The sequence below is a fragment of the Actinomycetospora sp. ABD4_176 genome (assembly GCF_056311855.1).
Map to the genome: position 1 here is coordinate 5,640,494 of NZ_CM149974.1, position 23,766 is coordinate 5,664,259.

Annotated in this window: 29 protein-coding genes and 1 pseudogene; 11 read left to right on the forward strand and 19 right to left on the reverse strand. The window is 73.8% G+C overall.

From position 1 onward, the window contains the following. Positions 1-72: 72 nt before the first annotated feature. A complete protein-coding gene (locus tag ACYX4T_RS27355; protein ID WP_476012356.1) occupies positions 73-723 on the forward strand; it encodes a TetR/AcrR family transcriptional regulator in 651 nt (216 codons plus the stop codon). Between the two features lie 28 nt (positions 724-751). Here ACYX4T_RS27355 and ACYX4T_RS27360 read toward each other — a convergent pair whose 3' ends face one another. The 8 genes from ACYX4T_RS27360 to ACYX4T_RS27395 all read right to left on the reverse strand — a co-directional run bounded on the left by ACYX4T_RS27360 (position 752) and on the right by ACYX4T_RS27395 (position 4,914). Beyond that, positions 752-1,411, reverse strand: a complete 660-nt coding sequence (locus ACYX4T_RS27360) for an SAM-dependent methyltransferase (protein ID WP_476012357.1) — start codon at positions 1,409-1,411, stop codon at positions 752-754. An 81-nt stretch (positions 1,412-1,492) separates the two neighbouring features. Further along, positions 1,493-1,615, reverse strand: coding sequence for a type B 50S ribosomal protein L36 (ykgO, locus tag ACYX4T_RS27365; protein ID WP_476012358.1), 123 nt, complete (start codon positions 1,613-1,615; stop codon positions 1,493-1,495). Between the two features lie 10 nt (positions 1,616-1,625). Further along, positions 1,626-1,931, reverse strand: coding sequence for a 30S ribosomal protein S14 (rpsN, locus tag ACYX4T_RS27370; RefSeq protein ID WP_476012359.1), 306 nt, complete (start codon positions 1,929-1,931; stop codon positions 1,626-1,628). Positions 1,932-1,934: 3 nt separating this feature from the next. After that, positions 1,935-2,171, reverse strand: coding sequence for a 50S ribosomal protein L28 (gene rpmB, locus ACYX4T_RS27375; protein ID WP_476012360.1), 237 nt, complete (start codon positions 2,169-2,171; stop codon positions 1,935-1,937). Positions 2,172-2,179: 8 nt separating this feature from the next. Next, entirely contained in the window at positions 2,180-2,422 is a 243-nt protein-coding gene (gene rpsR / locus ACYX4T_RS27380; RefSeq protein ID WP_476012361.1) for a 30S ribosomal protein S18, read from the reverse strand. Beyond that, positions 2,422-2,586 carry a 50S ribosomal protein L33 gene (rpmG, locus tag ACYX4T_RS27385; protein WP_476012362.1) on the reverse strand — a complete coding sequence of 55 codons (165 nt, stop codon included), beginning with the start codon at positions 2,584-2,586 and terminating at the stop codon, positions 2,422-2,424. Before rpmG ends, rpsR begins: the two co-directional genes overlap by 1 nt. Before the next feature lie 98 nt (positions 2,587-2,684). Continuing rightward, positions 2,685-3,068, reverse strand: coding sequence for a Cd(II)/Pb(II)-sensing metalloregulatory transcriptional regulator CmtR (gene cmtR / locus ACYX4T_RS27390; protein ID WP_476012363.1), 384 nt, complete (start codon positions 3,066-3,068; stop codon positions 2,685-2,687). Positions 3,069-3,198: 130 nt separating this feature from the next. Next, positions 3,199-4,914 (reverse strand): methyltransferase domain-containing protein, encoded by a 1,716-nt coding sequence (locus ACYX4T_RS27395; protein WP_476012364.1) that lies wholly within the window; start codon positions 4,912-4,914, stop codon positions 3,199-3,201. 187 nt (positions 4,915-5,101) lie between these two features. Here ACYX4T_RS27395 and ACYX4T_RS27400 point away from each other — a divergent pair, with 187 nt between their 5' ends. After that, complete coding sequence (locus ACYX4T_RS27400) at positions 5,102-5,542, forward strand: methyltransferase (RefSeq protein WP_476012365.1); 441 nt, start codon at positions 5,102-5,104, stop codon at positions 5,540-5,542. Positions 5,543-5,623: 81 nt separating this feature from the next. On the opposite strand, the gene ACYX4T_RS27405 is transcribed toward ACYX4T_RS27400, so the two are convergent. Beyond that, the gene (locus ACYX4T_RS27405) at positions 5,624-5,896 is read right to left on the reverse strand and encodes a DUF4242 domain-containing protein (RefSeq protein ID WP_476012366.1); all 273 of its coding nucleotides are present in this window, start codon (positions 5,894-5,896) and stop codon (positions 5,624-5,626) included. A gap of 106 nt (positions 5,897-6,002) precedes the next feature. Here ACYX4T_RS27405 and ACYX4T_RS27410 point away from each other — a divergent pair, with 106 nt between their 5' ends. Further along, positions 6,003-6,209 carry a hypothetical protein gene (locus ACYX4T_RS27410; protein ID WP_476012367.1) on the forward strand — a complete coding sequence of 69 codons (207 nt, stop codon included), beginning with the start codon at positions 6,003-6,005 and terminating at the stop codon, positions 6,207-6,209. Then, positions 6,206-7,036: an SAM-dependent methyltransferase gene (locus ACYX4T_RS27415; RefSeq protein ID WP_476012368.1), complete on the forward strand. Its 831-nt coding sequence runs from the start codon at positions 6,206-6,208 to the stop codon at positions 7,034-7,036. Before ACYX4T_RS27410 ends, ACYX4T_RS27415 begins: the two co-directional genes overlap by 4 nt. 42 nt (positions 7,037-7,078) lie before the next feature. Here ACYX4T_RS27415 and ACYX4T_RS27420 read toward each other — a convergent pair whose 3' ends face one another. After that, positions 7,079-7,714, reverse strand: coding sequence for an alpha/beta hydrolase (locus ACYX4T_RS27420; RefSeq protein ID WP_476012369.1), 636 nt, complete (start codon positions 7,712-7,714; stop codon positions 7,079-7,081). A 104-nt stretch (positions 7,715-7,818) separates the two neighbouring features. Between ACYX4T_RS27420 and ACYX4T_RS27425 the strand changes: the two genes are divergently transcribed. Continuing rightward, the gene (locus tag ACYX4T_RS27425) at positions 7,819-8,667 is read left to right on the forward strand and encodes a class I SAM-dependent methyltransferase (protein ID WP_476012370.1); all 849 of its coding nucleotides are present in this window, start codon (positions 7,819-7,821) and stop codon (positions 8,665-8,667) included. A 95-nt stretch (positions 8,668-8,762) separates the two neighbouring features. On the opposite strand, the gene ACYX4T_RS27430 is transcribed toward ACYX4T_RS27425, so the two are convergent. From ACYX4T_RS27430 to ACYX4T_RS27440, 3 genes are read right to left on the reverse strand one after another with little or no spacing between them, the layout of a single operon-like run. Beyond that, the gene (locus ACYX4T_RS27430; protein WP_476012371.1) at positions 8,763-10,505 is read right to left on the reverse strand and encodes an ABC transporter ATP-binding protein; all 1,743 of its coding nucleotides are present in this window, start codon (positions 10,503-10,505) and stop codon (positions 8,763-8,765) included. Then, on the reverse strand, positions 10,502-12,334 hold the full coding sequence (locus ACYX4T_RS27435) for an ABC transporter ATP-binding protein (RefSeq protein ID WP_476012372.1): 1,833 nt from the start codon (positions 12,332-12,334) through the stop codon (positions 10,502-10,504). Before ACYX4T_RS27435 ends, ACYX4T_RS27430 begins: the two co-directional genes overlap by 4 nt. Before the next feature lie 19 nt (positions 12,335-12,353). After that, entirely contained in the window at positions 12,354-13,034 is a 681-nt protein-coding gene (locus ACYX4T_RS27440) for a TetR/AcrR family transcriptional regulator (RefSeq protein WP_476012373.1), read from the reverse strand. Between the two features lie 273 nt (positions 13,035-13,307). Here ACYX4T_RS27440 and ACYX4T_RS27445 point away from each other — a divergent pair, with 273 nt between their 5' ends. The 5 genes from ACYX4T_RS27445 to ACYX4T_RS27465 are packed head-to-tail and all read left to right on the forward strand — an operon-like array spanning position 13,308 to position 16,701. Further along, on the forward strand, positions 13,308-14,093 hold the full coding sequence (locus ACYX4T_RS27445) for a class I SAM-dependent methyltransferase (RefSeq protein WP_476012374.1): 786 nt from the start codon (positions 13,308-13,310) through the stop codon (positions 14,091-14,093). Positions 14,094-14,134: 41 nt separating this feature from the next. Further along, positions 14,135-14,305, forward strand: coding sequence for a 50S ribosomal protein L32 (gene rpmF / locus ACYX4T_RS27450; protein ID WP_476012375.1), 171 nt, complete (start codon positions 14,135-14,137; stop codon positions 14,303-14,305). A gap of 7 nt (positions 14,306-14,312) precedes the next feature. Then, complete coding sequence (locus ACYX4T_RS27455) at positions 14,313-15,176, forward strand: SAM-dependent methyltransferase (protein ID WP_476012376.1); 864 nt, start codon at positions 14,313-14,315, stop codon at positions 15,174-15,176. A gap of 20 nt (positions 15,177-15,196) precedes the next feature. Then, a complete protein-coding gene (gene mrf, locus ACYX4T_RS27460; protein ID WP_476012377.1) occupies positions 15,197-16,453 on the forward strand; it encodes a ribosome hibernation factor-recruiting GTPase MRF in 1,257 nt (418 codons plus the stop codon). Beyond that, on the forward strand, positions 16,450-16,701 hold the full coding sequence (locus ACYX4T_RS27465) for a type B 50S ribosomal protein L31 (protein WP_476012378.1): 252 nt from the start codon (positions 16,450-16,452) through the stop codon (positions 16,699-16,701). The genes mrf and ACYX4T_RS27465 overlap by 4 nt, the downstream gene beginning before the upstream one ends. 18 nt (positions 16,702-16,719) lie before the next feature. Here the strand turns inward: ACYX4T_RS27465 and ACYX4T_RS27470 are convergent, their stop codons facing one another. Together ACYX4T_RS27470 and ACYX4T_RS27475 are read right to left on the reverse strand one after the other, a co-directional pair. Next, positions 16,720-17,160: a Fur family transcriptional regulator gene (locus tag ACYX4T_RS27470; RefSeq protein WP_476012379.1), complete on the reverse strand. Its 441-nt coding sequence runs from the start codon at positions 17,158-17,160 to the stop codon at positions 16,720-16,722. Then, positions 17,157-19,193, reverse strand: coding sequence for a heavy metal translocating P-type ATPase (locus ACYX4T_RS27475; RefSeq protein ID WP_476012380.1), 2,037 nt, complete (start codon positions 19,191-19,193; stop codon positions 17,157-17,159). Before ACYX4T_RS27475 ends, ACYX4T_RS27470 begins: the two co-directional genes overlap by 4 nt. A 76-nt stretch (positions 19,194-19,269) precedes the next feature. On the opposite strand from ACYX4T_RS27475, the gene ACYX4T_RS27480 reads away from it, so the two are divergent. Continuing rightward, positions 19,270-19,614 carry an ArsR/SmtB family transcription factor gene (locus ACYX4T_RS27480; protein ID WP_476012381.1) on the forward strand — a complete coding sequence of 115 codons (345 nt, stop codon included), beginning with the start codon at positions 19,270-19,272 and terminating at the stop codon, positions 19,612-19,614. Between the two features lie 29 nt (positions 19,615-19,643). Here ACYX4T_RS27480 and ACYX4T_RS27485 read toward each other — a convergent pair whose 3' ends face one another. From ACYX4T_RS27485 to ACYX4T_RS27500, 4 genes and pseudogenes are all read right to left on the reverse strand, one after another. After that, the gene (locus ACYX4T_RS27485) at positions 19,644-21,806 is read right to left on the reverse strand and encodes a malate synthase G (RefSeq protein ID WP_476015383.1); all 2,163 of its coding nucleotides are present in this window, start codon (positions 21,804-21,806) and stop codon (positions 19,644-19,646) included. A gap of 237 nt (positions 21,807-22,043) precedes the next feature. Continuing rightward, a complete protein-coding gene (locus ACYX4T_RS27490; protein WP_476012382.1) occupies positions 22,044-23,102 on the reverse strand; it encodes a fatty acid desaturase family protein in 1,059 nt (352 codons plus the stop codon). Between the two features lie 31 nt (positions 23,103-23,133). Next, positions 23,134-23,238, reverse strand: a pseudogene (locus tag ACYX4T_RS27495) (RGCVC family protein); the annotation flags it as partial. Between the two features lie 60 nt (positions 23,239-23,298). Then, positions 23,299-23,688: a DUF5994 family protein gene (locus ACYX4T_RS27500; protein ID WP_476012383.1), complete on the reverse strand. Its 390-nt coding sequence runs from the start codon at positions 23,686-23,688 to the stop codon at positions 23,299-23,301. Positions 23,689-23,766 lie beyond the last annotated feature (78 nt).

Below are 23,766 nucleotides of genomic sequence, written 5' to 3' on the forward strand. Positions count from 1 at the left end.
TCGAGCCTCCTAATAAGGTAAGCCTTACCTATTGGCGAGGGTGCCTCGCAATGACCGTACTAGGGTGTCGGGGTGTCCGGCAGCCCCTCGCGGCGTCTCGGCAAGCGCCCCGGCCCGAAGCCGCGGCTCGATCGGGACGCGATCATCGACGCGGCGATCGCGACGGGCGACCGTCCGCTGTCCATGGAGCGGGTGGCGGCGGAGCTGGGGATGGCCCCGACCAGCCTGTACCGGTACGTCGAGGGGCTCGAGGACCTCGCCCTGGCCGCGGCGGAGCGCCTGTTCCTCCGGACGCCGTTGCCCTCGGCGGACGGCGGCTGGCAGGCGTTCCTCATCGACGAGGCCGAGCTCTGGTGGGCGCTCCTCCTCGACCACCCGGGTCTGGTCGCCGGGCGGGAGGCGGCGCTCCTGCCCGTCTTCGCCGCACGATTCGAGGCGGTCGTGAGGGTGCTGACCGACCTGGGCTTCGCCGTGGGCGATGCGACCCTCGTGGCGGACACCGTGCTCGGCGTGGCCGAGAGCGACGCGACCCAGGCGCGGTGGTCCCAGGACGTCCACCACCCCAGCGGTCTGTCCGAGGACGCGCGGGATCACCTGACGGCCTACTCCGAGGACGTCGCGGCAGAGGTCCACCGCGTCATGGTCGACCCACGCGACTACATGCGGACCAAGCTGCGCCTCGTCCTCGGGGGACTCGCCGCCCTCGCCCCGGCGACCCCCTGAATCCGGACCCCGCTGCTCGATCGGGCGCTCAGCCCGCCGATCGCCGAATCACCAGCACGTTGTCGGTGACCGTCGCGGTCTCGCCCTGCGGTCCCGTGGCCTCCCGCTGGGGCATGTCGGCGCGGACGACCGCGAACGGCGGGTCCGGCAGGGCGAGCTCGGTGGCGATCTCGTGCGGGGTGGGGAAGTGGGTGTCGGGGTCCTGGTTCCAGGACCAGGGTGCGATCGAGCCGTGATCGACGAGCAGGAGCAGGCCGCCGGGGCGCAGCGCCCGGGCGGCGGTCCGGAGGACGTCCGCGCGGTCGACCGCGAAGGGCGAGTGGAAGTACTGGGCGGAGACCAGGTCGAACGTGCCGGCGGGGAAGGTGTGGGGCAGGTCGTGGCGCTCGGCGGTGATCCGGTCGGCGAGTCCGAGCGTTGCGGCGTGGTCACGCACCCCGTCCACCGCGGCCGCCGCGATGTCCACGGCGGTGACCTGCCAGCCGTGCCGGGCGAGCCAGACGGCGTCCCCGCCGGCGCCGCACCCGAGGTCCAGGGCGGCGCCGGGCGCCAGCGACTCGACGACCTCGACGAGCCGGGCGTTTGGCCGCGCTCCCCAGGGCACCTCGCGGCTGCGGTAGAGGCCGTCCCAGAACCGCGCGGGCTCGTCGGGGTCGCTGGTCGCGGTCTCGTGCTCGGCGGACGTCATCGGGCTCCTTCGGTCAGCAGGTGACACCGATGATCGCGATCACGGCTCCGGTCGGCACACCTTCTTGCCGTTCCGGCAACATCAGCCCTGCCGGGCCTTCCACTTCGGGTTCTTCTTGTTGATGACGAAGATCTTCCCGTGCCGACGCACGACCTTCGATCCCGGCTTGTTCTTCAGCGACCGCAACGAGGCGCGGACCTTCACGTCTCCTCCTTCACCAGCTGGACTTGGTCACGCCGGGCAGGTAGCCGCCGTGGGCGAGCTCGCGAAGCCGGACACGGGACAGGCCGAACGCGCGGAGGTGGCCCCGCGGGCGCCCGTCGATCGCGTCGCGGTTGCGGACGCGGGTGCCGCTCGCGTCCCGGGGCTGGCGCCGGAGCTCGAGCTGCGCCGCCGCGCGCTGGTCGTCCGGGGTGTCGGGGTGGCGGATCGTGTCCTTGAGCTCTGCCCGCCGCGCGGCGTACTTGGCGACGATCTCCCGACGCCGGTTGTTGGCCACGATCTTGCTCTTCTTCGCCATGCCTCAGACCTTCTGCCCGGCCGCGCGCAGGCGCGCCACCACCGACTCGATGCCGTCGCGGTCGACGGTCTTGATCGCCTTGGTCGACAGTCGCAGGCGCACGTAGCGTCCCTCGCTGGGCAGCCAGTAGCGCTTGTCCTGCACATTGGGGTCGAACCGGCGGTTCGTGCGCACATGCGAGTGCGAGACGTTCTTGCCGAAGCCGGGCTCGCGGCCCGTCAGCTGGCAGCGGCGTGACATGGGATCACCTACTTCGGGCTCGACGTGTAGGGCAGGAGCGCCATCTCGCGCGCGGTCTTGATCGCGGAGGCGACCTGGCGCTGCTGCTGGCCGGTGAGGCCGGTGACCCGCCGTGAGCGGATCTTCCCGCGATCGGAGATGAAGGTGCGCAGGAGCGAGATGTCAGTCCAGTCGACGTACTCGATTCCCCGGGTGACGAGTGGGTTCTGCTTCTTGCGTCGCGCGGCGCCGACGCGCGGCCTGCCGGCCATCACCGCTCCTCACGGAACTCGACGTGGCGCCGCACGACCGGGTCGTACTTGCGCAGCACGAGCCGGTCGGGGTTGTTGCGGCGGTTCTTCCGCGTCACGTAGGTCGTCCCGGTCTTGGCGGTGGACCGGAGCTTGATGATCGGCCGGACGTCGTTCCGCGCCATGGCACCTCCTCAGTAATGACAACGATTATCATAACTGAAGGGTGCACGGTCGTGAGCCCCGGGCCCGGGAAGAAGGCCAGGCGGAGGTCAGGTGGAGGTCAGGCCCCGCGGAGCGAGGCGGTGATCCCGTCCCGGTCCTCGGCCGGCTCGGCCTCGGCCGGCTCGGCCTCGTCCGGACAGGGCTCGGGGGTGGCGACGGCGAGCACGACCCGGGCCAACTCGCTGATCGCGGTCCGCAGGTGCGGGTCGGTCAGGTCGTAGCGCGTCTGTCGACCCTGGAGCGAGGCGGTGACGATGCCGCAGCCACGCAGGCACGCGAGGTGGTTGGAGACGTTCGAGCGCGAGAGCCCCAGCGCCGCGGCGAGCTGGCCGGGATAGCAGGGGCCGTCGAGCAGGGCGACCAGGAGGCGACACCGTGTGGGATCGGCCAGGGCGCGGCCGACACGGGCCAGTGCCGCGTCGCGCGTCTCCCCGGTCAGCATGCGGCGAATCTACCCCAGGAATTGACGGACCGGCCGTTCCCTGACGCGGGGAGAACTGTCGTTGGTGATATGCGAATAGTGCGATACGGCATTTCGAGAGAAGCGTCAGGAGGACGTGTCGCCGTGCCGTTCAGCGAGGACCAGGGTCTGGGGAGGTTCGTCGAGGTCGGTGACCTCGACCCCCGTGAAGCCCGCTGCCTCCAGCCAGCGGCGGGTAGGCCGCCTCGTCGTGCGCGTCGCCCCCGTCGGTGAAGCAGAGCATCTGTACCGCGAAGGCGTCCGCCACGGCCGTCCGGCCCCGCAGGTAGCTGACGATCGCGACGCCGCCGGCGGGGACGAGGACGTCGTGCACGCGGGTGAGCAGGTCGCGGCAGGCGTCCCCGGGGAACATGTTCGTCACCGTCGAGAGCAGCACCAGTCCGAACGGGCCCGGCGCGAGCTCGTCGCGCAGGTCCGCCCCGATGGTTGCGACCCCCGCGGCCGCCATCTCGGGGCCCACCCTCTCGACCACCGCCGGCAGGTCCTGCAGCACGACACTCGCCCCGCGCTCGGCCAGGGCCCGTGCGAAGACGCCGTGGCCCCCGCCGAGGTCGAGCACCCGGGTCCCGGCGGGCAGTCGGCGCAGGCACGCCTCGGCGACCGGGCCCACGACGGGACGGGCGACGGCGGCCAGGGCGTCGAGGCGCAGCGGCGCCGGGGTCACGGCGCCGTCCGGCCCGGCCGTGCGTGTGCGCAATCGCGGGGCCAGGACCTGCGACCAGCGGCGCAGCGCCCGGGCCTGGGTGAGGAGCAGCGTCTGCTCCACGTCGTCGCGAGGTCGCTCCGGGCGTCGGAGGACGGCATCGGCGCCGGCGTCCCCGACGACGTCGCCGCCGGCCCGGAGCAGGCCGAGGACGGCACGTGCGGCGTCCGGGTCCAGCCCGGTGCGCGCCGCGAGGTCGCCTGCCGTGCCGGGCAGGGCGTCGAGCAGGCCGCTCTCGACGGCGGCCTCGTGGGCGAGCAGGTGTCGCCAGTCGTCGGCCCGTCCGAGGTCGGCGAGCATCGAGTGCGCGCGCAGCCGTCCCGCCCCGGTCACCGCGGGGACCGGACCGGGGGCCCGGGCGACGAGGCCGTCCTGCGTCCCGGCGAGCGGACCGTCGCCCACCGACAGGCCGGCGTCGGTGAGCTCGTCGGCGAGCTGCTCCCGCGACAGGACGTGATGGAGGTAGGTGGCCTCGGCACGATGGACGACGCGATCGCCGTCGAGAGTCGCGTAGCGCATGTGCCAGCGCACCGTGCCGGGCCCGAGAGGGACCGCGCTGCCGGTGCCGCGGTACACGAGACCCGCCGCGTGAACGTCGAACGGCGGGAGCTCCGGTACCGCCTCCGCGACGGCCGGTGGCTCCACGGTGAGGACCACCGGTGCACCGGAGGCGAGTCGCTCGGCCACTGCACGCCACAGCTGGCGGCGGGCGTCGGGCGCCATGTGCCCGAGCACGTGGGCGCCCAGCACAGCCGAGATCCGATCTGGCAGCTCGAGCTGCTCGGCGCGGCACGGCCGCACGGTCAGCCGGTGGACCTGGGGGTGCGCGGCGAGACGGCCGATGAGCACGGCACGCAGGGCGTCCGACGGCTCGGCCGTCAGCACGGGAGCTGCCGGCACGGTCTCCAGGAGCAGTTCGGTGCCGATGCCCGTGCCGGGACCCAGCTCCACCACGGTGCCCGCCCTGGGGTCGACGGCCTGCAGCTCCGCGACGACCCCGTCCCGCAGGTGGGTCCAGGCGGGCAGGCTCAGCAGGTGCAGGTACGGCGCCGACGGGGCGTACTCGTCGTGCGACTCGTTATCAACCGCTTCGACAGTAGTCATCGTGGTAACGATTATCATCGGTGTGAAGGATCGACGCCTTTCGTCCCGACCGGTGTCGCAGGGCGCCTCACCGCCCAGGTCCTGCCCGGCGTCGTCGAGTTCTCCGGCGCCGGCACGGTGGCCGACCTCGGTGGCGGCGACGGGACCCTCCTCGCGGGGATCCTCGCCGCTCACCCCCACCTGCGAGGTGTCCTCTTCGACACCCCGGAGTGGCTCCGCGGAGGCGGCCCCGGTCCTCACGGAGGCCGGGGTGTCGGAGCGCTGCACGGTCTCCCACGGCAACTTCGCCGCGGCACCCGAGGGCGCGGACGTCTACCTGCTCAAGAGCGTCGTGCACGACTGGGACGACGACCGGGTACGTCTCCTGCTCGGGCACGTCCGCCGGGTGATTCCGCCGACCGGCCGACTGCTGATCGTCGAGCCGATCCTGCCCGAGCGGGTGGACGGTGCCCTGCCGGCCACGACGTACCTGAGCGACGTGAACATGCTGGTCAACGTCGGCGGCCGGGAGCGCAAGGAGGCGGAGTTCCGCGACCTGTGTGCGACGTCGGGCTTCACCGTGCGGTCGGTGACGCAGCTGCCGGCGCCGGCCGCGATGTCGGTCGTCGAGGCCACGCCGGATGAGTGACGCCGCGGCCGCCGCCCTGCGGGACGCCTACGTGCGCTGGGTCGAGCCGACCACCGGCGTCTCCTCCCTGACCGAGCGGACTCAGCGACCGCCGGTGGTGGGGTCGATCGTGCGGGCGACCTCGTTGACCGCGTTCGCCGGGAAGCCGCCCTCCTCGGCGTGGGCGCGGATGCTGTCCGCGTCCGGGGCCATGTAGACGCAGTAGAGCTTGTCGTCGGTGACGTAGCTCTGTACCCACTGCACGTCCGGCATCCGAGAGAGGACGTCGTTGCTGGTGGCGCTGATGCCGTGGATCTCGTCGTCGGACAGCGATCCGGCTCCCGGCAGCTCACGCTCGATCACGTACTTCGGCATACACGAACGGTAACCGTTGTCACTCTGGATCCGACCTGCCCGGCCGGACGGGATCGGTCGTCGTCTCGCTTGACGAACATGGTTGTCATCGTCGACTGTGGTGCGCATGTGGCTGATCCCGTCGACCGAGCCCTCGACGCCGCAGGAGCGCGCCGCGCAGGCCGTGCGAGCGGTCCTCGGTCGCCTCGCCCGGGAGCGGGACCTCCTGCTGCTCGACGACATCACCATCAACGCGGTCGCCACCGACGTCAGCCGCGAGGTGCACGGGGACGGTCGCGGCGGGGGTCGGGTGCCGAGTCCGCCCCCCTCGTGACGGACGACCTGGATCGGCTCGCCGCCACCGCCCGGTGGACCGCCGCCGAGCGAGCCCGCGAGACCGAGCGCCCGGACCGGCTCATCGCGGACCCGCTGGCCGGCGCGCTGGCCGGCGAGGCCGGTCATGAGCTGGCCGCACGCATGCGCGGGACGTCGGACCGCCCGGGGTTCGCGATCCGGACGCGGTTCTACGACGACGCGCTGATTGACGCGCTGGGGGCCCGTGGGGTGGCGGCGCAGCTCGTGCTGGTGGCCGCAGGGCTGGACACCCGGGCCTACCGCCTGGACCTGCCGGAGTCGCTGGTCGTGTACGAGCTGGACCGACCCGAGTTGCTGGCCCTCAAGAGCCGGACGCTGGCCGAGTTCGGCGCCACGCCGCGGTGCGCCCGGCGCCCGGTCGGGGTCGACCTGGCCGAGGACTGGGCGAGCCCTCTGTCCCTTGCCGGGTTCGAGTCGGCTGCGCCCACGGTGTGGCTGGTGGAGGGCCTGATCTTCTACCTCCACCCCGACGAGGTGTACCGGCTGTTCGACGAGATCACCCGGCTCTCCGCGTCGGGTAGCGAGCTCCTGACCGACACGGTCGGTCGGTCGTTGCTCGACGATCCCGACACGGCGCCGTGGCTCGACCATCTCGCGGCCCAGGGTTTCCCGTGGCGCTTCGGCACCGATCGGCCCGAGGATGACCTCTTCCGGCCTCGCGGATGGCACGCGACGGTGTCGCTCTACTCGGAGGTGGGCGCGCGGTTCGGACGGTGGCCCGGTCCGACGTTCCCGCGGGACACCCCCGGTGTCCCGCAGAGCTTCCTGATCCACGCCACGCGGTGACCGGTCACCCGCGTCGAGCGGCTGTCGGCGTCGCCGGCGCTCTCACAACACCCGGGCGAGCCAGTCCCTGGCGTCGATCATCATCTCGATCGTCTGGCTGTGCGCCATGTCGTAGGCGTGGTGGCGCACGTCCCATCCCCCGGCCTCGAGCGCGGCGATCGCCTCACGGGGCTGATCGAGACCGATGACGGGATCCCGGGTGCCCCACTGGAACAGCACCGGGCGACCGTCGCCGCCCGACAGGTCGATGTCGAGACCGAGCTTGCTCGGCGCCCCGCAACACATCGCCCACACGCCCGCGTAGCGGGGCGCGTCCGACTTGTTGGCGAGCGCGAGCGCCAGGTACCCGCCCTGGCTGAACCCGCCGAGGACGCATCGCTCCGGCGGGATCCGCGCCTTGTCGGCCTCCTCGGCGACGAACGCCTCGAGGGCCGTCAGCGCCGGCTCGACGCCCGAGAGGTCGTGCTCGAAGGTCTCGGTGTCGAGCGGCCACCAGCCGGCACCGTCGCCGTCGGGCATCGTGAGCGGCCCCCGCGGGGCGATGGCGGTGAACCGTTCGCCGGGGTCGACCAGGGGGACGTAGGAGGCGAGGTGATGCTGCTCGGCGGTGTATCCGTGCATGAGGAAGAGCAGACGATCGACACCGTCGCGCTCGATCCGGTACTGGGTCAGCGACATGACAATCATTGTCGCAGTCACCGAGGACGCGGGTGGGACGGACCGGACTTGCCATGCCGGCAAGTACCGTTGGTCGCGGCGTGCGGCCTGGCTAGCTTCCGGTGATGACCTCGACCAGGGAAGACCACGGGCACGGCGAGCAGGACGACCACGCGATGGGAGACGTCCTCGACCTGGACACCGAAGTGTTCGCCGCGTACACCGCATCGATCGTGGACTGGCTCCCGGCGGCGAGTGCCGAACGGATCGTGGACCTGGGGTGCGGGCCGGGCGGCGGCACGGTGGCGCTGCTGGCGCGGTTCCCGCGCGCACGGGTCACCGCGGTGGACGCGTCGGAGAGCCACCTGCGCCGGGTCCGCGACAAGGTCGCCTCGGTCGGGGCCACCGACCGGGTGACGACGGTGCTCGCCGACCTCGACGACGTCTGGCCCGAGGTGTCTCGGCCCGACCTGGTCTGGGCCTCGGCGTCGCTGCACCACCTCGCCGACCCGGAGGCCGCCCTGAGCCGCCTCCACGATCTGCTCGCTCCGGGTGGGTTGCTCGTCGTCGTCGAGCCCGACGGCTTCCCGTACTTCCTGCCCGAGGACGGCCCCGCTTTCTGCACCGGTCTCGAGGCCCGCGCCCACGACGTGATCGACCGGCGCACCGGGGAGGCCATGCCCTTCCGCGGGGCCGATTTTGCGCCGGCGCTGGCCGCCGCCGGGTTCACCGTCGAGGCACGCCGGTCGGACACGGTGATCGTCCAGGGTTCCGGGTCCGACCCCGTCGTCCGGTACGCCGACGGCGGGCTGCGCCGCCTGCGCGGTGCGCTCGCCGACGCCCTGCCCGGCGAGGACCTGGCCGCGCTCGACCGGCTGCTCGACCCCGACGACCCCGAGGGCCTGGCGCACCGGGAGGATTCGGCGGCCCGGACCACACGCACGGTGTGGGCGGCCAGGGTCGGATCGCGGTAGACGGCCCGGTCACCGGCACGACGGTCCGGTGGTCCGCGAGGTGAGGTGCCACCGCCGCGACGCACTCGGCGTCGTCGTTGCGGTCGCGGGCACCGTCAGCTCCCGGACGCGCCGACGAGGCGCCACCCGCGGGCCCGGCGCCGGGACTCCCAGAACGCCGCGTAGGGGCCGCCCGCGGCCAGCAGCTCGGCGTGCGTGCCCGACTCGGCGACACGGCCGTCGTCGAGCACGACGATCCGGTCGGCGGTCACGACCGTCGGCAACCGGTGGGCGATCACGAGCACCGTGCTGCGCTCCGCGAGGGTCCGCAGCGCAGCGGTGAGAAATCGCTCGTTCTCCGGGTCCAGCGCGGCGGTGGCCTCGTCGAGCAGGGTGATCGGGGCCTGCTTGAGCAGGGCCCGGGCCACCGAGACGCGCTGGCGCTCCCCGCCGGAGAGCGCGGTTCCGCCCTCGCCGACCGGGGTCTGCCAGCCCTGCGGGAGCCGGTCGACGATCTCGGTCACGCCGGCGAGCCGTGCGGCCTCGGCCAGCTCGGCGGCCGTGGCGTCGGGCCGGCCGACCCGAATGGTGGCCTCGAGGGTGTCGTCGAACAGGTAGACGTCCTGGAACACCAGGGCGAGCTGGGACATCAGCTGCTCGGTCGGCTGGTCGCGCACGTCGGTGCCGCCTACGCGCACGACGCCGGCGTCGACGTCCCAGAACCGGGCGAGCAGGCGGGTGATCGTCGTCTTGCCGGAGCCGGAGGCGCCGACGAGGGCGGTCATGCTGTGTGGCGGGATGCGCAGGTCGACCCCGCGCAGGACCGGACGATCCGCGTCGTAGCCGAAGGTCACACCGTCGAGCTCGAGCGCACCCGGCTCGGGCAGCGCGGCCGGCGCGGACGCCTCCGGCAGCGCGGGTTCCTCGAGGATCACGGTGAGCCGGCGCAGGTCGTTGCGGGCCATCTTGAGCACGCCCGCGTAGTCGCCGATCTCGGCGAGCGGACCGGTGAACCGCGCGGCGAGTGCGACGAGCGCGATCGCCGTGGCCACCGCGACCTGGTCGGTCACGGCGAGAACGACGCCCGTGACCAGCAGCACGGTGAAGGCGAACTGCACCGTGATCCCGCCGAGCACGATCCCGACGACGCCGTACCACATCACCCGCCGGCCGGTCGCGCGCTGGTGCTCGAGGGCATCGTCCAGCGGTGCGTAGCCGTCGGTACCCCGTCCGAACGCGCGCAGGACCCGCTGGGTCCGGGCGAACTCGACGACACGGTTGCCGGACTCCACCGCCGCCGCGTCGTTCAGCTCGTCACCGCGCCCGACCAGTCGCGCGCCGGTGCGGAAGGCCAGGTACAGCAGCGGGGTGCAGAGCAGCACGACCAGGGCGAGCCGCCAGTCGAAGAACAGCATTCCGAGGACGATCGTGGCCGGTGTGGCCACCCCGACGACGACCGGAGTGAGCAGGTGCGCGAACAGCCCGGCGACCATCGTGGTGCCGCCGGTCGCGGTGCGGGAGAGCCGCCCGACCTTCTCCGAGGTGAACCAGCCCAGCGGCAGCGTCGCGACGTGGTCGCCCATCCGCTCGTGCATGGAGGTGAGCACGACGATCGCCACGGCGAACCCCTGCATCGCCTGGACGTAGTGCGCGAGGCACGCCAGGATCACCGCGACCGCCACCACCGCGAGACCGCCGAGGGCTCGCCCCGTGTCGCCGGCGAGCAGCGCGGAGAACACCGGGACCAGCAGGACCGTCGCGATCCCCTGGAGCACGCCGTACGCCGTGACCCAGCCGAAGTACGTGTACAGGCGGCGCCGGTGTTGGTGCCCCAGGAGCGTGAGCAGATCGGAGATCATGCCTGGACCGTCCTCTCCGGCGACGTGCCCTCGTGCGCGTCCCACTGGCGGGCGTAGGTGCCACCGAGGGCGAGCAGCTCGGCGTGTGTACCGGACTCGACGATCCGGCCGCCGTCGAGGACGACGATCCGGTCGACGCCGGTGATCGTCGACAGCCGGTGGGCGATGACGAGCACGGTGCGGCCGGCCGCGAGCACCGAGAGCGCGTCCTGGATCGCGGCCTCGGACTCGGGGTCGGCGAAGGCCGTGGCCTCGTCGAGGACGAGCACGGGCGTGTCGGCGAGCAGGGCCCGGGCGATCGAGACGCGCTGCTCCTCGCCCCCGGAGAGCCGGGCGTCCTCGCCGACGACGGCGTCGTAGCCCCGCGGCAGCTCGAGGATCCGGTCGTGGATGTTGGCGGCTCGGCACGCCCGGCCCACGTCGTCCTCCGCCGCCGCGGGTCGTCCGAGCCGGACGTTGTCGGCGAGGGTGCCGTGGACGAGCTGCACGTCCTGCAGGACGAACCCGACGTGGCGGTAGAGGACCGTGGGCGCGATCTCGCGGACGTCGACCCCGCCGATGCGTACGGCGCCTTCGCGGACGTCGTGGAAGCGGGGCAGCAGGGTGGCCAGCGTCGACTTCCCCGACCCCGACGGCCCGACGAGCGCGGTCACCGTGCCCGGCGCGCAGTGCAGCGTCACGCCGTGCAGGACGTCGGTGACCCCGTCGTAGGAGAACCGGACGCCGTCGAACGCGACCTCGTGGCCCACCGGCTCCCGGGGGTGGTCGGTGATCGGCAGGGTCGGGGTCTCGAGCAGCTCGTGGATCCGCAGCGCCGCGGCGGCGGCGGTGCGCCGGTTCTGGGCGCCGAAGCCCATGGCCATGATCGTCGTCGGGACGACGAGCGCGACCAGGACGCCGGTGAGCGCGTCGATCGGCGTCACCCAGCCCTCCGCCGCGAACCACACCGCGCCGCCGCCGGCGACGAGCCCGACCACCGGGGCGCCGATCGCCATCGAGCTGACCGCCTCGAGGCGCAGCATCGGGCGGACCCACTCGGCGTAGAAGCGGCCGAAGTCCGCGGCCGCGCGGCGGAAGCTCTCGTTGGCCCGCCGGCCCTGCCCGTAGGTCTTGACCACGGCGATGCCGCTGACGAACTCGACCACCGCCGCGCTGATGCGCCCGAACGCGGCGTTCATCTCCTGCATCTTCTCCGCGTAACCGCGCATCATCCAGGCGTACGCGGCGGCGTAGAACGGCAGCGTGACCAGCGCGAGCAGGGCGAGGCGCCAGTCCAGCCAGAGAAGGTAGGCCAGGCCGCCGACCGGCAGGACAGTGGCCGCGGTCAGCTCCACGGAGTGGTGGGCGATCAGCTGGTGGAGGTCGTCGACGTCCTCCTGCGCGGCCTTGCGCACCAGCCCCGACGACCGTTGGCTGAACCAGCCCAGCGGTACCCGGCCGTGCTGGTCGACCATCCGCCGACGCAGGATGCCCTGCAACTGCTGGTCGGCCACGTGGGTGAGCGTCAGCCCGGCACCCAGCAGCAGCCCGCGGGTACCGAGGGCCGCGGCGACGAGCCAGGCGACGAGCGCGACCCGGCCGGTGTCCACCGGGCCCGGCGCCAGCAGCAGCGCGCCCAGCTCCGCCAGCCCGGCGAAGGGCACCAGGGCGCACAGCGCGCCCAGCGCCCCCAGGACGCAGCCGATGCGGATCTTCCACACGACCGGGGCGCGCAGCGCTGTCAGCGCCGCGTTCTCCCGCCGAGCCCGGGCACGGCCATCGACGTCCGGCGGAGCGGTGGCGGGTGTGATGTCGGTTCTGGCCACCGTCTCGGTCGCGGCGGCGGTCACCGCGCACCCCCGACTCCGGTCATGACGTTCCTCCCAGGGTGGGGCGCCCGCCGAGCAGGCCGTCGAGGACGGTCTGCAGGTGGGCGGCGAAGAGATCGGGCGGGGCGTCCCCGCGCGCGTCGTCCACGGCGCGCACGGCCCTGTGCAGTGCCGGGAAGTCCTCGGGGTCGGAGGCGCGGACCATCCGCCGGTTCCAGGCGTCGGCCCGGTCGTGGTGCGAGGTCAGCAGCTCGCCGTAGGCGAACTCCCACAGCAGTGCGTGGGCCGACATCACCTCCGCCCCGTGCAGGCCCACCCGCTCGAGGGCGCCGAACGTCCGGTCGATGATCGGCAGGATGCGGGGACTCGCCAGCCCCTCCTGCACGAGGGCGGGCACGAGCCACGGTTCACCTCGGGCGGCGTCGTGCACCGCGTGCATCAGGGCCGTGATCTCGGCCCGGACGTCGTCGTGGCGCGGCGGGACGACGATGCGCGCCGCCACCGCGTCGAGCATCGCCAGTACGAGCGCCTGGCGGTCGGCGACGTGGCGGTAGAGCGCCATCGGGGAGCGGCCCAGCTCGTCGGCGATGCGGCGCATGCTCAGCGACGCCAGCCCGTCGCTGCGGGCGATCGCGAGCGCGACGTCGACGATCGAGGGCAGGTCGAGCAGGCCGCGGCCACGACGACGCACCTCCGTCGGACGCGTCGGTGTGTCGGTCACGGTCCCTCCTCGGTATACGCCGTACGCAAGAATTTAGGGTCACCTACTCCTGCTGTCCAGGGCTGGTCGCGCGGTGAGGGCTCACGAGCGGGCTCGCGTCGGTCGCGCCGGGCCGGTCGTGCTCCGCCGGCCCGTGCCCGGGAGGGAGCGGCCGCAGCGGGCGACCCAGGGGTGGCCGTCGGGCAGAGTGTGTCGATGATAATGATTTTCACATCGGTGTGATCGGCGGAGGTGCGGTCGCGAGCGCCGACCGACATCTCGTGAGGAGGAGTCATGACCACTGCTGACGACCTGTGGGGGATGGTCGACTACGGCCCGTTGGGCGAGCGGCTCGCGCCCGCGGGCCACCGCCTCGTCGAGGTTGCGGCGCCGGGTCCCGGTGATCGGGTGCTCGACGTCGCCGCCGGTCGTGGCCAGGTCGCGGAGGCCGCCGCGGCCCGCGGCGCGACGGTCACGGCCGTCGACGGGTCCCCGCGCATGGTGGCGGCCGGCCGTGGGCGTCTCGCCGACCGGGGCGTCCCGGTCACCTGGCACGTGGGGGACCTGGCGTCGCTGCCGGTGGAGGACGGGTCGGCCGACCTCGTGCTGTCCTCCTTCGGCCTCATCTTCGCCGACCGGCCCGCGGCGGCCCTGGCCGAGGTGCGACGGGTCCTCGTCCCCGGCGGCCGGTTGGCCTTCACCGCCTGGACCGCCGACGGCGTGATGGCGCGCATGACACAGGCGATGGGCGGCTTCTTCCCGCCACCACCCGCAGGCGCCTCGCCCGGCCCGAACCCGTTCGCGTGGGGCGACGCGGACGAGGTCGGCGACCTGCTCGCCGGTGCCGGATTCACCGACGTGCGCACGGAGTCGGCGGCGCTGCCGTGGTCGTTCCCGACCCCGACGGCGATGACGACCTTCTTCCGCGAGCACTCGCCCGCCCACGCCGGCGCGGCGGCGGCAGCCGGCGAGCGGGCCGCGGAGATGTTCGCGGCGATCGAGGCGGTGTTCTCGCCCGACGGTGGCCCGGTCGACGTGCCCGCCGAGTACCTGGTGGTGACGGCTCGCTCCTCGCCGTGACCCGGGAGGCGGCCACTATCGACAACCGTTATCATCATCGTATGGCCGTACCGAAGCGCCGGATGTCCCGCGCGAACACCCACGCCCGCCGGTCTCAGTGGAAGGCGACCCCGCCCGACCTCGTGCCGATCACGGTCGAGGGGCGGGAGCTGCTCGTGCCGCGCGCCCTCGTGCGGGCCTACCAGCGCGGCATCCTGCGGCCGAAGGGCTGAGGCCTCGGTGGAGACGACGTCCGACGCGCTGCTCGAGCCACTCGAGGCCTACCTGCTCTCCCACCGCGACGTCATGGCCCCGGTGATCGAGGAGGCCGTGCACGCCCTGGACCTGCCGCGCGACGGCGTCGTCCTCGACGCGGGAACCGGCGCCGGCGGGGCTCTCGGCGCCCTGGCCGCGGCGGTGCCGGAGGGTCGCGTGGTGGGCGTCGACGTCGACCCGCGGGCGCTCGCGCTCGCCGGCCGGGAGATCGTGGACCGCGGGGTGGCCGACCGGGCCGAGCTGCGAACCCTCGATGTCGCCTCGGCGCTCGCCGACCCGCCGGCCGGCGGCTACGCGGCGGTGTGGTCCAGCGAGCTGCTGTGGCCGGGCAACGTGGGCCCGCCGGGCCCCGTCGTGGCCGCGATGGCCGGCGCGCTCGCGCCCGGGGGCGTGGTCGCGATCCTCTCGGGGCACTATCACCGCTCGGTCTTCCTGCCCGGCCGCACCCGCCTCGAGCGACTCGCCCACACCGCGTCGGAGCTCGCCTGGGACCTGCCCCGGGAGGGGTCCGACCATCCCGAACGTCACGTCCGCTGGCTCGTCGACGCCGGCCTGCGCGACGTGGGGCTCCGATCCGTGGCCCGCGTGATCGGCCCGGGGGAGGACCCGGCCGGGCGCGCGTACCTGGGGCGGGGCGTGCACCCCGAGCTGCTGGCCTCCATCCGCTCCCACGGCGTGCGGGCCGGGATGACGCCGGAGGACCTCGCCGAGATCGAGCGTCTGCTCGCTCCGGACAGCACGGAGAACCTCCTCCACGAGCCGGGCCACTACGCCGTCCTGCCGGTCGTGCTCGCGTCCGGCCGCTTGCCCTCAGAACGGGAACGATGATCTCGACGGGAGGTCCTGACATGGCTGAGGACCCGCGCACCGGCCTCGTCATGGTCTGCGGCGCCTCGCGCGCGGACGTGCGGAGGACCGGCGCTCTGCTGCAGGGACCGGGCACGGTCCTCGTGGAACACGACCTGTCCGGGCTGACCGAGGGTGTCGTCCGCCGGCGCATCGCCCGCGGGATCGACCCGGGCGGCGCGTGGACGGCGTTGGAACTGGCCCACGGCTGCATCTCCTGCACGCTGCGCGAGGACGTGCTCCCGCTGCTGCTGCGTCTCGGTCGGCAGCCGACGGTCCGGCGGATCGTCCTGCTGCTCGATCCCGGGATGGAGCCCGAGTCCGTCTGCGAGACGCTCGACCTGGTCCTTCCCGAGGGGGAGGACGTGACCGTGCTCGACGTCGTCGACATCGAGGCGGTCGTCGCGGTGCTCGACGCGGCGACCTGGATCGACGACGCCACCTCCGACGACGCACTGGTCGAGCGCGGGCTCGGCCTCGCGACGGACGACGAGCGCTCGGTCGCGCAGATCGTGGTCGGGCAGGCCGAGTTCGCCGACTTGTTGCTCCTCGCCGGCCGCGCGCCCGAGGGGTGGGAGCGGGCGCGGCTCGATGCCGTGCTCGACCGGCTCGCACCGCGGGCCACGCGCACCGTGCTCGGACGCGGCGCCGCCGTGCCCGACGTGGCGTCGATCGTCGACCGGCTCCCGCCCTCGGCGCGGCGGGGGCGCCCGGACGACCCGCACGGCCCGCTGCTGCGTGGCGAACCGCCCCTGACCGCGCAGGCCGGGGTGTCGCTGGTGCACATCGCGGAGCGCCGCCCCTTCCACCCGACCCGCCTCCACGAGGCGTTCGACACCCTGCTCGAGGGCACCGTCCGCATCCGCGGCCGCGTCTGGGTGGCCTCCCAGCCCGAGTCCGTGCTGTGGGTCGAGTCGGCCGGCGGCGGGCTGCAGATCGGTCACGCCGGATCGTGGCTCGTCGCGGCCGGCCCGGAGGCCTGGGACGAGGCCGGCCCGGACCGGCGGATCGCGTCGGCGCTGCGCTGGGACGAGCGCTTCGGTGACCGGGAGCAGCAGCTCGTGATCCTGGCCCACGACGCCGATCCCGGGGCGCTCGCGGCAGCGGTCGAGCGCGCCCTGGTCACCCCGGAGGAGCTCGCCGAGGGCGAGGACGCCTGGCGGAGCTGGGACGACCCCTTCGGCTTCTGGCACACCGACCCCTGCGAGCCCGGCACGGCGACCACCCTCACCGACGACGCACACGGAGGAACCGCATGAAGGACGGCCTGCACCCCGACTACCACCCCGTGGTGTTCCGGGACTCCAGCACCGGCGATGCGTTCCTGACGCGGTCGACGGTCACGTCCGGCCGGACCATCGAGTGGTCGGACGGGCGGACCTACCCCGTCGTCGACGTCGAGATCTCCGCGTACTCCCACCCGCTCTGGACCGGCTCCGCGCGCCCGATCGAGCGCGGCGGCCAGGTCGAGAAGTTCCGGCGCCGGTACGGGCGGACCGGCCGCTGACGGCGGTCCGCGCGCGGGTCAGCCGGAGGCCGCTCGCGCCTTCCTCCCTGCGCAGCCCTCGCACGTACCGAAGACCTCCACGGTGTGGTCGAGGTCGGAGAAACCGTGCGCCTGGCCCACCTCCTGCGCCCAGCGCTCGACGTCCGTACCGCCGATCTCCACGGTGCGCCCGCAGGCCCGGCAGATGAGGTGATGGTGGTGGTCGTCGTCCCGGCACATCCGGTAGAGCGACCCCTCCTCCGAGACCACGACGTCCGCGTCGCCCTGCTCGGCCAGCAGGTGCAGCTGCCGGTAGACGGTGGTGAGGCCGATCGTGTCCCCGCCGTCGCGCATCTGGCGGTGGAGCTCCTGGGCGCTGACGAAGCCGTGGTTGGCGGCCAGCGCCTCGCGGACCGCGGACCGGTGCCGTGTGAAGCGCGCCGGACCGCGACCCGACCGGGGAGGCTTCGGTGGGCTCACCGGCCCAGGATATCGGAGGCGGCACGGGACGAGGCCGGGCGCGCGTCCGGACGGGCCGCCGGGGTGCGCGCATTGGGCGGCCGCGTCCAGGCCGACGAGCGGAGCAGGCGCAGGCCGTTGAGGGCGACGAGGATCGTCGAGCCCTCGTGGCCGGCGACGCCGAGGGGCAGGGGCAGGTGCCCGACGAGGTCCCAGACGACGAGCCCGGTGATGATCGACGCGGCGATGGCGAGGTTCGCGATCACCACGCGGCGGGCGCGGCCGGCGAGGTCGAGCAGGGCGGGCAGGGTCGTCAGGTCGTCGCGGACCACCACGACGTCGGCGGCGGTGAGGGTGAGGTCGGCGCCGGCGCGGCCCATGGCGGCGCCGACGTCGGCGGCGGCCAGTGCCGGGGCGTCGTTGACGCCGTCGCCGACGACGAGCAGGCGCTCGCCGTCGGCGCGGCGGCGCTCGACCTCGGTGACCTTGTCCGCGGGCAGCAGTGCGGCATGGACGTCGGTGATGCCCACCGCGTCGGCGGTGCGCCGCGCGGCGCGGGGGTTGTCGCCGGTGAGCAGCGCCGGCGGCGTGGCGGTGCGGGCGGCAAGGGCGCCCACGGTGTCGGCGGCGGCGGGCCGCAGCGCGTCGTGCACGGCGAGCACGGCGACCGGGTCGCCGTCGGCGTGCACGACGACGGCGGTGCCGCCGGCGTCCTCGATCTCCCGGGCGATCTCCCGCACATGCCCGGGCGCGTCCTCGCCGGGGCGGCCGACCGCCATCGCCCGTTGCGCGACGGTGGCGCGCACCCCGTGCCCGTGCCGGGCGGTGAAGTCGCTGGCGGGCGGGAGGGCGAGTCCGCGCTCCCGGGCGGCGGTGACGACCGCGCGGGCGAGCGGGTGCTCGCTGGGGTGCTCGGCGGCCGCGGCCGCGGCGAGGGCCGTGTCGGCGTCCCAGGAGGCGTCCACGACGTGGACGGCGTCCAGTTCGGGGCGCCCGCGGGTCAGGGTGCCGGTCTTGTCGAGCGCGACGGCGGTGACCGTGCCGAGCTGCTCCATGACCTCGGCGGACTTGACCAGCACGCCGTGGCGGCCGGCGGTGGCGATCGCGGCGAGCAGCGGCGGCATGGTCGAGAGGACCACCGCGCAGGGCGACGCGACGATCATGAAGGTCATGGCGCGCAGGAGGGCGTCGGCGAGGGGCTCGCCGAGCAGCACCGGGACGCCGAAGACCGCGAGGGTGGCCACCACGACGCCCACCGAGTACCGCTGCTCGATCCTCTCGATCCACCGCTGGGTGCGGGCCTTGGTGGCCGACGCCTGCTCGACGAGCTCGGCGATGCGGGCGACGACCGAGTCGCCGGCCTCGCGGACCACCCGCACCCGCAGCGCGCCGGTGCCGTTGAGGGTGCCGGCGAACACCTCGTCGCCGGGGGCCTTGGCGGCCGGCAGCGGCTCGCCGGTGATCGTGGCCTGGTCGACCTCGCTCACCCCGTCGAGCACCACGGCGTCGGCGCCGACCATCTCGCCCGGCCGCACGAGCACGACGTCGTCGACGGCCAGCTCGTCGGTGGCGACACGCTCCTCGTCGCCGGTGGCGGGGTCGAGGCGGGTGGCGCGGTCGGGGGCGAGCTCGAGCAGGCCCCGCACCGATGATTCGGTGCGCGCGGTGGCCCAGGCCTCCAGCGCGCCCGAGGTCGCGAAGATGACGACGAGCAGGCCGCCGTCCTGCACCTGCCCGATCGCCGCCGCCCCGAGCGCGGCCACGATCATCAACAGGTCGACGTCGAGCGTGCGCTCCCGCAGGGCCTGCAGGCCGGACCACGCCGGCTCCCAGCCGCCCGTGACGTAACAGCCGACGTAGAGCGGCGCCCACACCCAGCCCGACGTCTCGAGCAGCTGCGCCGGGAGGGCCAGCGCGAACAGCAGCACCGAGGCGCCCGCCCACCGGGCCTCGGGCAGCCCGGCCAGGGTGCGCAGCGCGCCGGGGGCGCGGGGCAGGGTGCGGCCACGGCCGGCCGCCGGGGCGGCCTCGTCGAGGGTGTCCGTCGGGAGCATGCATGAACGATCGCTCAGATGTTCATGCTCCCACAGCTCAGCAGGTGGTGAGGTCGCGCCCGGGTAGGCTCCGGCCATGGGTCACGGGGTCTCCTCCGACGCGCGCCCGGCCACGGAGGCCGAGCTCGCGCGGGTCGCCGAGACCCTCCACGCCCTGAGCACCCCGAGCCGACTGCGCATCCTGCTGCACCTCGTCGGCGGGCCCTGCGCCGCCGGCGAGATCGCCACCGCGGTCGCGATGGAGCAGTCCGCGGTGTCCCACCAGCTGCGCGTCCTGCGCCATCTCGGGCTCGTCGTCGCCACCCGCAGCGGGCGGTCGATGCACTACCGGCTCTACGACGACCACGTCGCCCAGCTGCTCGACGAGGCCCGTGACCACGTCGAGCACCTCCGCCTCCGCGCCGCCGACCCCGCGCCCTGAGCGCGGCATCGCCGACGACCCCGGTCCGCTCAGGCGTGGGCCTTGGCCTTGCGGCGCCACTGGGTGAGGGGGCGCTCGGTGTAGCCGTTGGGTTCGGTGCCGCCGGTGAAGACCAGCTCGAGGGCGGCCTGGAACGACTCGCTGTTCTCCGGGTCGGGCGCCATCGGCGGGTAGCCGTCCACGCCCTCGTTCTGCTCGTCGACCAGGGCGGCCATGCGCACGAAGGTGTCCCGCACGGTGTCGGCGTCGACGACGCCGTGCTCGAGCCAGTTCGCGATGAGCTGGCTGGAGATCCGCAGCGTCGCGCGGTCCTCCATGAGCCCGACCCCGTCGAGGTCGGGCACCGTCGAGCAGCCGATGCCCATCCCGACCCACCGCACGACGTAGCCGAGGATCGACTGGGCGTTGGTCTCCAGCTCGCGGCGCACGTCGTCGTCGGTCAGGGTGCTCGGGTCGGAGAGCGGGAGCTCCAGCAGACCGCGGCGGTCGGCGGTCTCCCGCTGCGCGATCTCGGACTGGACGGCGTGCACGTCGACGCGCAGGTAGTGCAGCGCGTGCAGCGTCGCGGCGGTCGGCGAGGGCACCCACGCCGTGTTGGCGCCCGCCTTCGGGTGCCCGATCTTCTGCTCGAGCATCTCGGCCATGGCGGCGGGCTTGGCCCACATCCCCTTGCCGATCTGCGCGCGGTGGGAGAAGCCCGCCGCCAGGGCGACGTCGACGTTGCGGTCCTCGTAGGTCTGCAGCCAGGTCGTCGACTTCATGTCGCCCTTGCGCAGCACCGGGCCGGCGGCCATGCAGGTGTGGATCTCGTCGCCGGTCCGGTCGAGGAAGCCGGTGTTGACGAAGATGACGCGGTGGGCGGCCGCGCCGATGCAGGCGGACAGGTTGGCCGTCGTCCGCTTCTCCTCGTCCATGATGCCGATCTTGAGCGTGTTCGTGTCGAGGCCGAGGGCCTCCTCGACCGCCGCGAACAGCTCGACGGTCAGCGCGACCTCCGCCGGCCCGTGCTGCTTGGGCTTGACGACGTAGACGCTCCCGGCGCGGGAGTTGGTGTGCGGTCCGAGCCCGCGCAGGTCGTAGAGGGCGGCGACGGCGCACACGAGCGCGTCGAGCACGCCCTCGGCGACCTCCTCGCCGTCCGCGGTGAGCACCGCGTTGGTGGTCATGTGGTGCCCGCAGGTGCGCACCAGCATGAGGGAGCGGCCCGGCAGCGTCAGCGTCGAGCCGGCGGAGGCCCCCGCGGCGGTGTACTCGCGGTCCGGGTGGACCCGGCGGGTGACGGTCTCGCCGCCCTTGGAGAACTCCGCGACCAGGTCGCCGGTCATCAGCCCGAGCCACGTGCGGTAGGCCAGGGCCTTGTCCTCGCCGTCGACGGTCGCGACCGAGTCCTCGAGGTCGACGATCGTGGTCACCGCCGACTCGAGCACGACGTCGCTGAGGTCGGCGTGGTGCTGGCCGCCGACCCGGGTCGAGGGGTCGATGACCAGGTCGACGTGCAGGCCGTGGCGGACGAGCAGCACGTTCCCGCGGCCGTCGCCGTCGGGCGCGTTGAAGCCGGCGAACGCCGACGGGTCGGCGAGGCCCACGGTGCCGTCCGGGGTGTCGGCGGCCAGCCCGTCGGTCGACGGGCGGTAGGCGGTGACGTCGGCGTGGCTCCCGCGCTCGAGCGGGAACAGCTCGTCGAGCAGCTCGTCGGCGGCCGCGATGACCTTGGCGCCGCGCCGCTCGTCGTAGCCCTTGGCCAGCTCGTGGTCCTGGGGGAGCGCGTCGGTGCCGTAGAACGCGTCGAACAGCGAGCCCCAACGCGCGTTCGCGGCGTTGAGCGAGAACCGCGCGTTCGTGGACGGCACCACGAGCTGCGGACCGGGCACCTCGGCGATCTCCGGGTCGACCCGGTCGACGTCGATCGTGGGGACGCGGGGCGGCTCCGCTTCCAGGTAGCCGAGATCGGTGAGCAGCTTCTCGTAGTCGTCGCGGGAGCCGGCGCCGTGCTCCCGGTGCCAGGCGTCGATCTTGCCCTGCAGGTCGTCGCGCTCGGTGAGCGCCGTCGCGATCCGCGGCGCGAACCGCTCCTGCAGGTCGGCCAGGGTCGACCAGAACTGCTCGGGCGTGATCTCGACCTGCGCGAGCAGCTCGTCCTCGACGAACGCTCGCAGGTGCTCGTCGACCTTCAGCCCGGAGCGCTCGGACATCTCGGACACGGACGGACCGCCTCTCTCTCACCGTGGGCTGTCGTGCTCTCGCCCCCCGCCGTGGGACGACTCCTCAGAGCCGACCCTAGGACGATTGCCCGCCCGGGCGCCCGCCGAACACCCTCACCGGCGGTGGTCGGGATCGGCGGGACGTCGGGCCGCGGAGGTTGACCTCCGTGACCCACCGTTTCGTCGAGTCACCGACCCCGATGTCGGGCGTGGGCCGCCGGCGCTCGATCACGTGTCTCGTGGTGCCGGTGGTGACGTCTCCGCCCGGGGCCGCCGGCGCACGGGTGCGGCGACGTCGTGGAGGTGGCGCAGGACCTGGCGGTAGGAGTCGAGGACGCCGGTGCGCGTGTAGGGCAGGCCGAGACCGGTGCAGAAGGCCTCCACCACCACTTGGGCGCGGCGCAGGTTCGGGCGGGGCATGCGGGGGAAGAGGTGGTGCTCGACCTGATGGTTGAGCCCGCCGAACGCGTAGTCGACGAGCCGCCCCCCACGGATGCTGCGGGACGTCAGGACCTGCTTGTGCAGGTGCTCGAGCCGTACACCCGGCGCCACGGTCGGCATGCCCTTGTGGTTGGGCGCGAACGCCAAGCCCATGCACAGGCCCCACACGCCCTGGTGGACCAGGGTGAAGGCGACGGCCTGCAGGGGCGTGAGCAGCGAGGCCACCAGCACGAGGTAGCCCAGCCCGTGGGCGCCGAGCAACAGGCCCTCGAGGCGGGGGCGTGCCACCTCGCCGCGGAGCACGGCCCTCGCCGCGGTGACATGCAGGCTCCAGCCCTCGAGCAGCAGCAGGGGGACGAACGCGACCGCCTGGTACGCGACGATCCACCGCGCCGGGCCCGAGCGCTTCGTCGCCTGCTCGACGCTGAAGGCGAGGACGGGGATGTCGATGTCGGGATCGGCGTCGACGTGGTTGGGCTGCGCGTGGTGACGGTTGTGCTGGCCCACCCAGGTGCCGTAGCTCATGCCGACCAGGACCCCGTGGACGTACCCGACCGCATCGTTCGCCCGGCGACGGGCGAAGATCTGCTGGTGTCCGGCGTCGTGGCCCATGAAGGCCAGCTGCGTGGACACGCCCCCGAGCACGACCGCGGTGAGCAGCTGCCACCACGACGGCCCGCCGAGGACGAGTGTGGCGATGACGCCGGCGAGCATCGCCGCGTTGAGCGCGGTGAGGGCGGCGTAGGCGCCGCGGCGCCGACCGAGCAGCCCGGCGTCCTTGATCGCGCGGGTGAGGTCGGCGAACGGAGGTCCGTGCCGGGTGACTCCTGTGGCCCCGGCGGTCATCCGCCCGCGTTCCCCGGCGCTTCCCCGCCGGTCACCGGACGTCCCGGGTCGGTGGGGCGCAGATGCACCCGCGTGTCAGTGCGGAGCTCTGGGTCGCGCTGCAGAAGCGGCGCCCGAGGGCGTCGTGGTCCGGCCACGGGTGCGACGTGCTCGTCGGTGCGGTGACGTGATCGGGCGAGGACGGGCGGTCGGTGGGTCATGACGCCCCCGTCCCGATGTCGGCGAGCAGCTCGGCGGTCGACCGTCGATCGTCCGGCGTGGCCGCCGCGTCGAGGGCGGACCCGGCGGCGGCTCCTGAGCTCTCCGCCGGCACGACGAGCAGGACGAGCCGGCTGCCCGAGACGCCGACGACGGTCAGCGTGTGCCGGTCGATCGTGCGGAAGCCCTCGAGCCGCACCCGGTCGCCCGGGAGGCGCCGCGGGGCGCGGTCCCACCCGCTGAGGTGGTAACTGACGCGTGCGGCCGGGCCGACGCGCGGCCCCAGCTCGACCAGCAGGGACGGCAGCTCGGTCGGCAGGTCGCGCGAGTGCGGCCACCAGCCGCCGTCGACGTGGCCCGACACCGGCGCCTCGGGTTTGAGCCGCACGCGTGCGGACGAGGAGGTGTCATCGCCGCGGACGGCCGTCGTGGAGAGTGGGTGACTCGAGGCCGGGCTCATGCCGGA

Bases quoted from the DNA above. Each gene is read 5' to 3' on its own strand.
- ACYX4T_RS27360 (WP_476012357.1), bottom strand. From the start codon at position 1,411: ATGACGTCCGCCGAGCACGAGACCGCGACCAGCGACCCCGACGAGCCC.
- rpsN (WP_476012359.1), bottom strand. From the start codon at position 1,931: ATGGCGAAGAAGAGCAAGATCGTGGCCAACAACCGGCGTCGGGAGATC.
- rpmB (WP_476012360.1), bottom strand. From the start codon at position 2,171: ATGTCACGCCGCTGCCAGCTGACGGGCCGCGAGCCCGGCTTCGGCAAG.
- rpsR (WP_476012361.1), bottom strand. From the start codon at position 2,422: ATGGCCGGCAGGCCGCGCGTCGGCGCCGCGCGACGCAAGAAGCAGAAC.
- rpmG (WP_476012362.1), bottom strand. From the start codon at position 2,586: ATGGCGCGGAACGACGTCCGGCCGATCATCAAGCTCCGGTCCACCGCC.
- cmtR (WP_476012363.1), bottom strand. From the start codon at position 3,068: ATGCTGACCGGGGAGACGCGCGACGCGGCACTGGCCCGTGTCGGCCGC.
- ACYX4T_RS27395 (WP_476012364.1), bottom strand. From the start codon at position 4,914: ATGACTACTGTCGAAGCGGTTGATAACGAGTCGCACGACGAGTACGCC.
- ACYX4T_RS27405 (WP_476012366.1), bottom strand. From the start codon at position 5,896: ATGCCGAAGTACGTGATCGAGCGTGAGCTGCCGGGAGCCGGATCGCTG.
- ACYX4T_RS27410 (WP_476012367.1), top strand. From the start codon at position 6,003: ATGTGGCTGATCCCGTCGACCGAGCCCTCGACGCCGCAGGAGCGCGCC.
- ACYX4T_RS27420 (WP_476012369.1), bottom strand. From the start codon at position 7,714: ATGTCGCTGACCCAGTACCGGATCGAGCGCGACGGTGTCGATCGTCTG.
- ACYX4T_RS27425 (WP_476012370.1), top strand. From the start codon at position 7,819: ATGACCTCGACCAGGGAAGACCACGGGCACGGCGAGCAGGACGACCAC.
- ACYX4T_RS27430 (WP_476012371.1), bottom strand. From the start codon at position 10,505: ATGATCTCCGATCTGCTCACGCTCCTGGGGCACCAACACCGGCGCCGC.
- ACYX4T_RS27445 (WP_476012374.1), top strand. From the start codon at position 13,308: ATGACCACTGCTGACGACCTGTGGGGGATGGTCGACTACGGCCCGTTG.
- rpmF (WP_476012375.1), top strand. From the start codon at position 14,135: ATGGCCGTACCGAAGCGCCGGATGTCCCGCGCGAACACCCACGCCCGC.
- mrf (WP_476012377.1), top strand. From the start codon at position 15,197: ATGGCTGAGGACCCGCGCACCGGCCTCGTCATGGTCTGCGGCGCCTCG.
- ACYX4T_RS27465 (WP_476012378.1), top strand. From the start codon at position 16,450: ATGAAGGACGGCCTGCACCCCGACTACCACCCCGTGGTGTTCCGGGAC.
- ACYX4T_RS27475 (WP_476012380.1), bottom strand. From the start codon at position 19,193: ATGCTCCCGACGGACACCCTCGACGAGGCCGCCCCGGCGGCCGGCCGT.
- ACYX4T_RS27480 (WP_476012381.1), top strand. From the start codon at position 19,270: ATGGGTCACGGGGTCTCCTCCGACGCGCGCCCGGCCACGGAGGCCGAG.
- ACYX4T_RS27485 (WP_476015383.1), bottom strand. From the start codon at position 21,806: ATGTCCGAGCGCTCCGGGCTGAAGGTCGACGAGCACCTGCGAGCGTTC.
- ACYX4T_RS27490 (WP_476012382.1), bottom strand. From the start codon at position 23,102: ATGACCGCCGGGGCCACAGGAGTCACCCGGCACGGACCTCCGTTCGCC.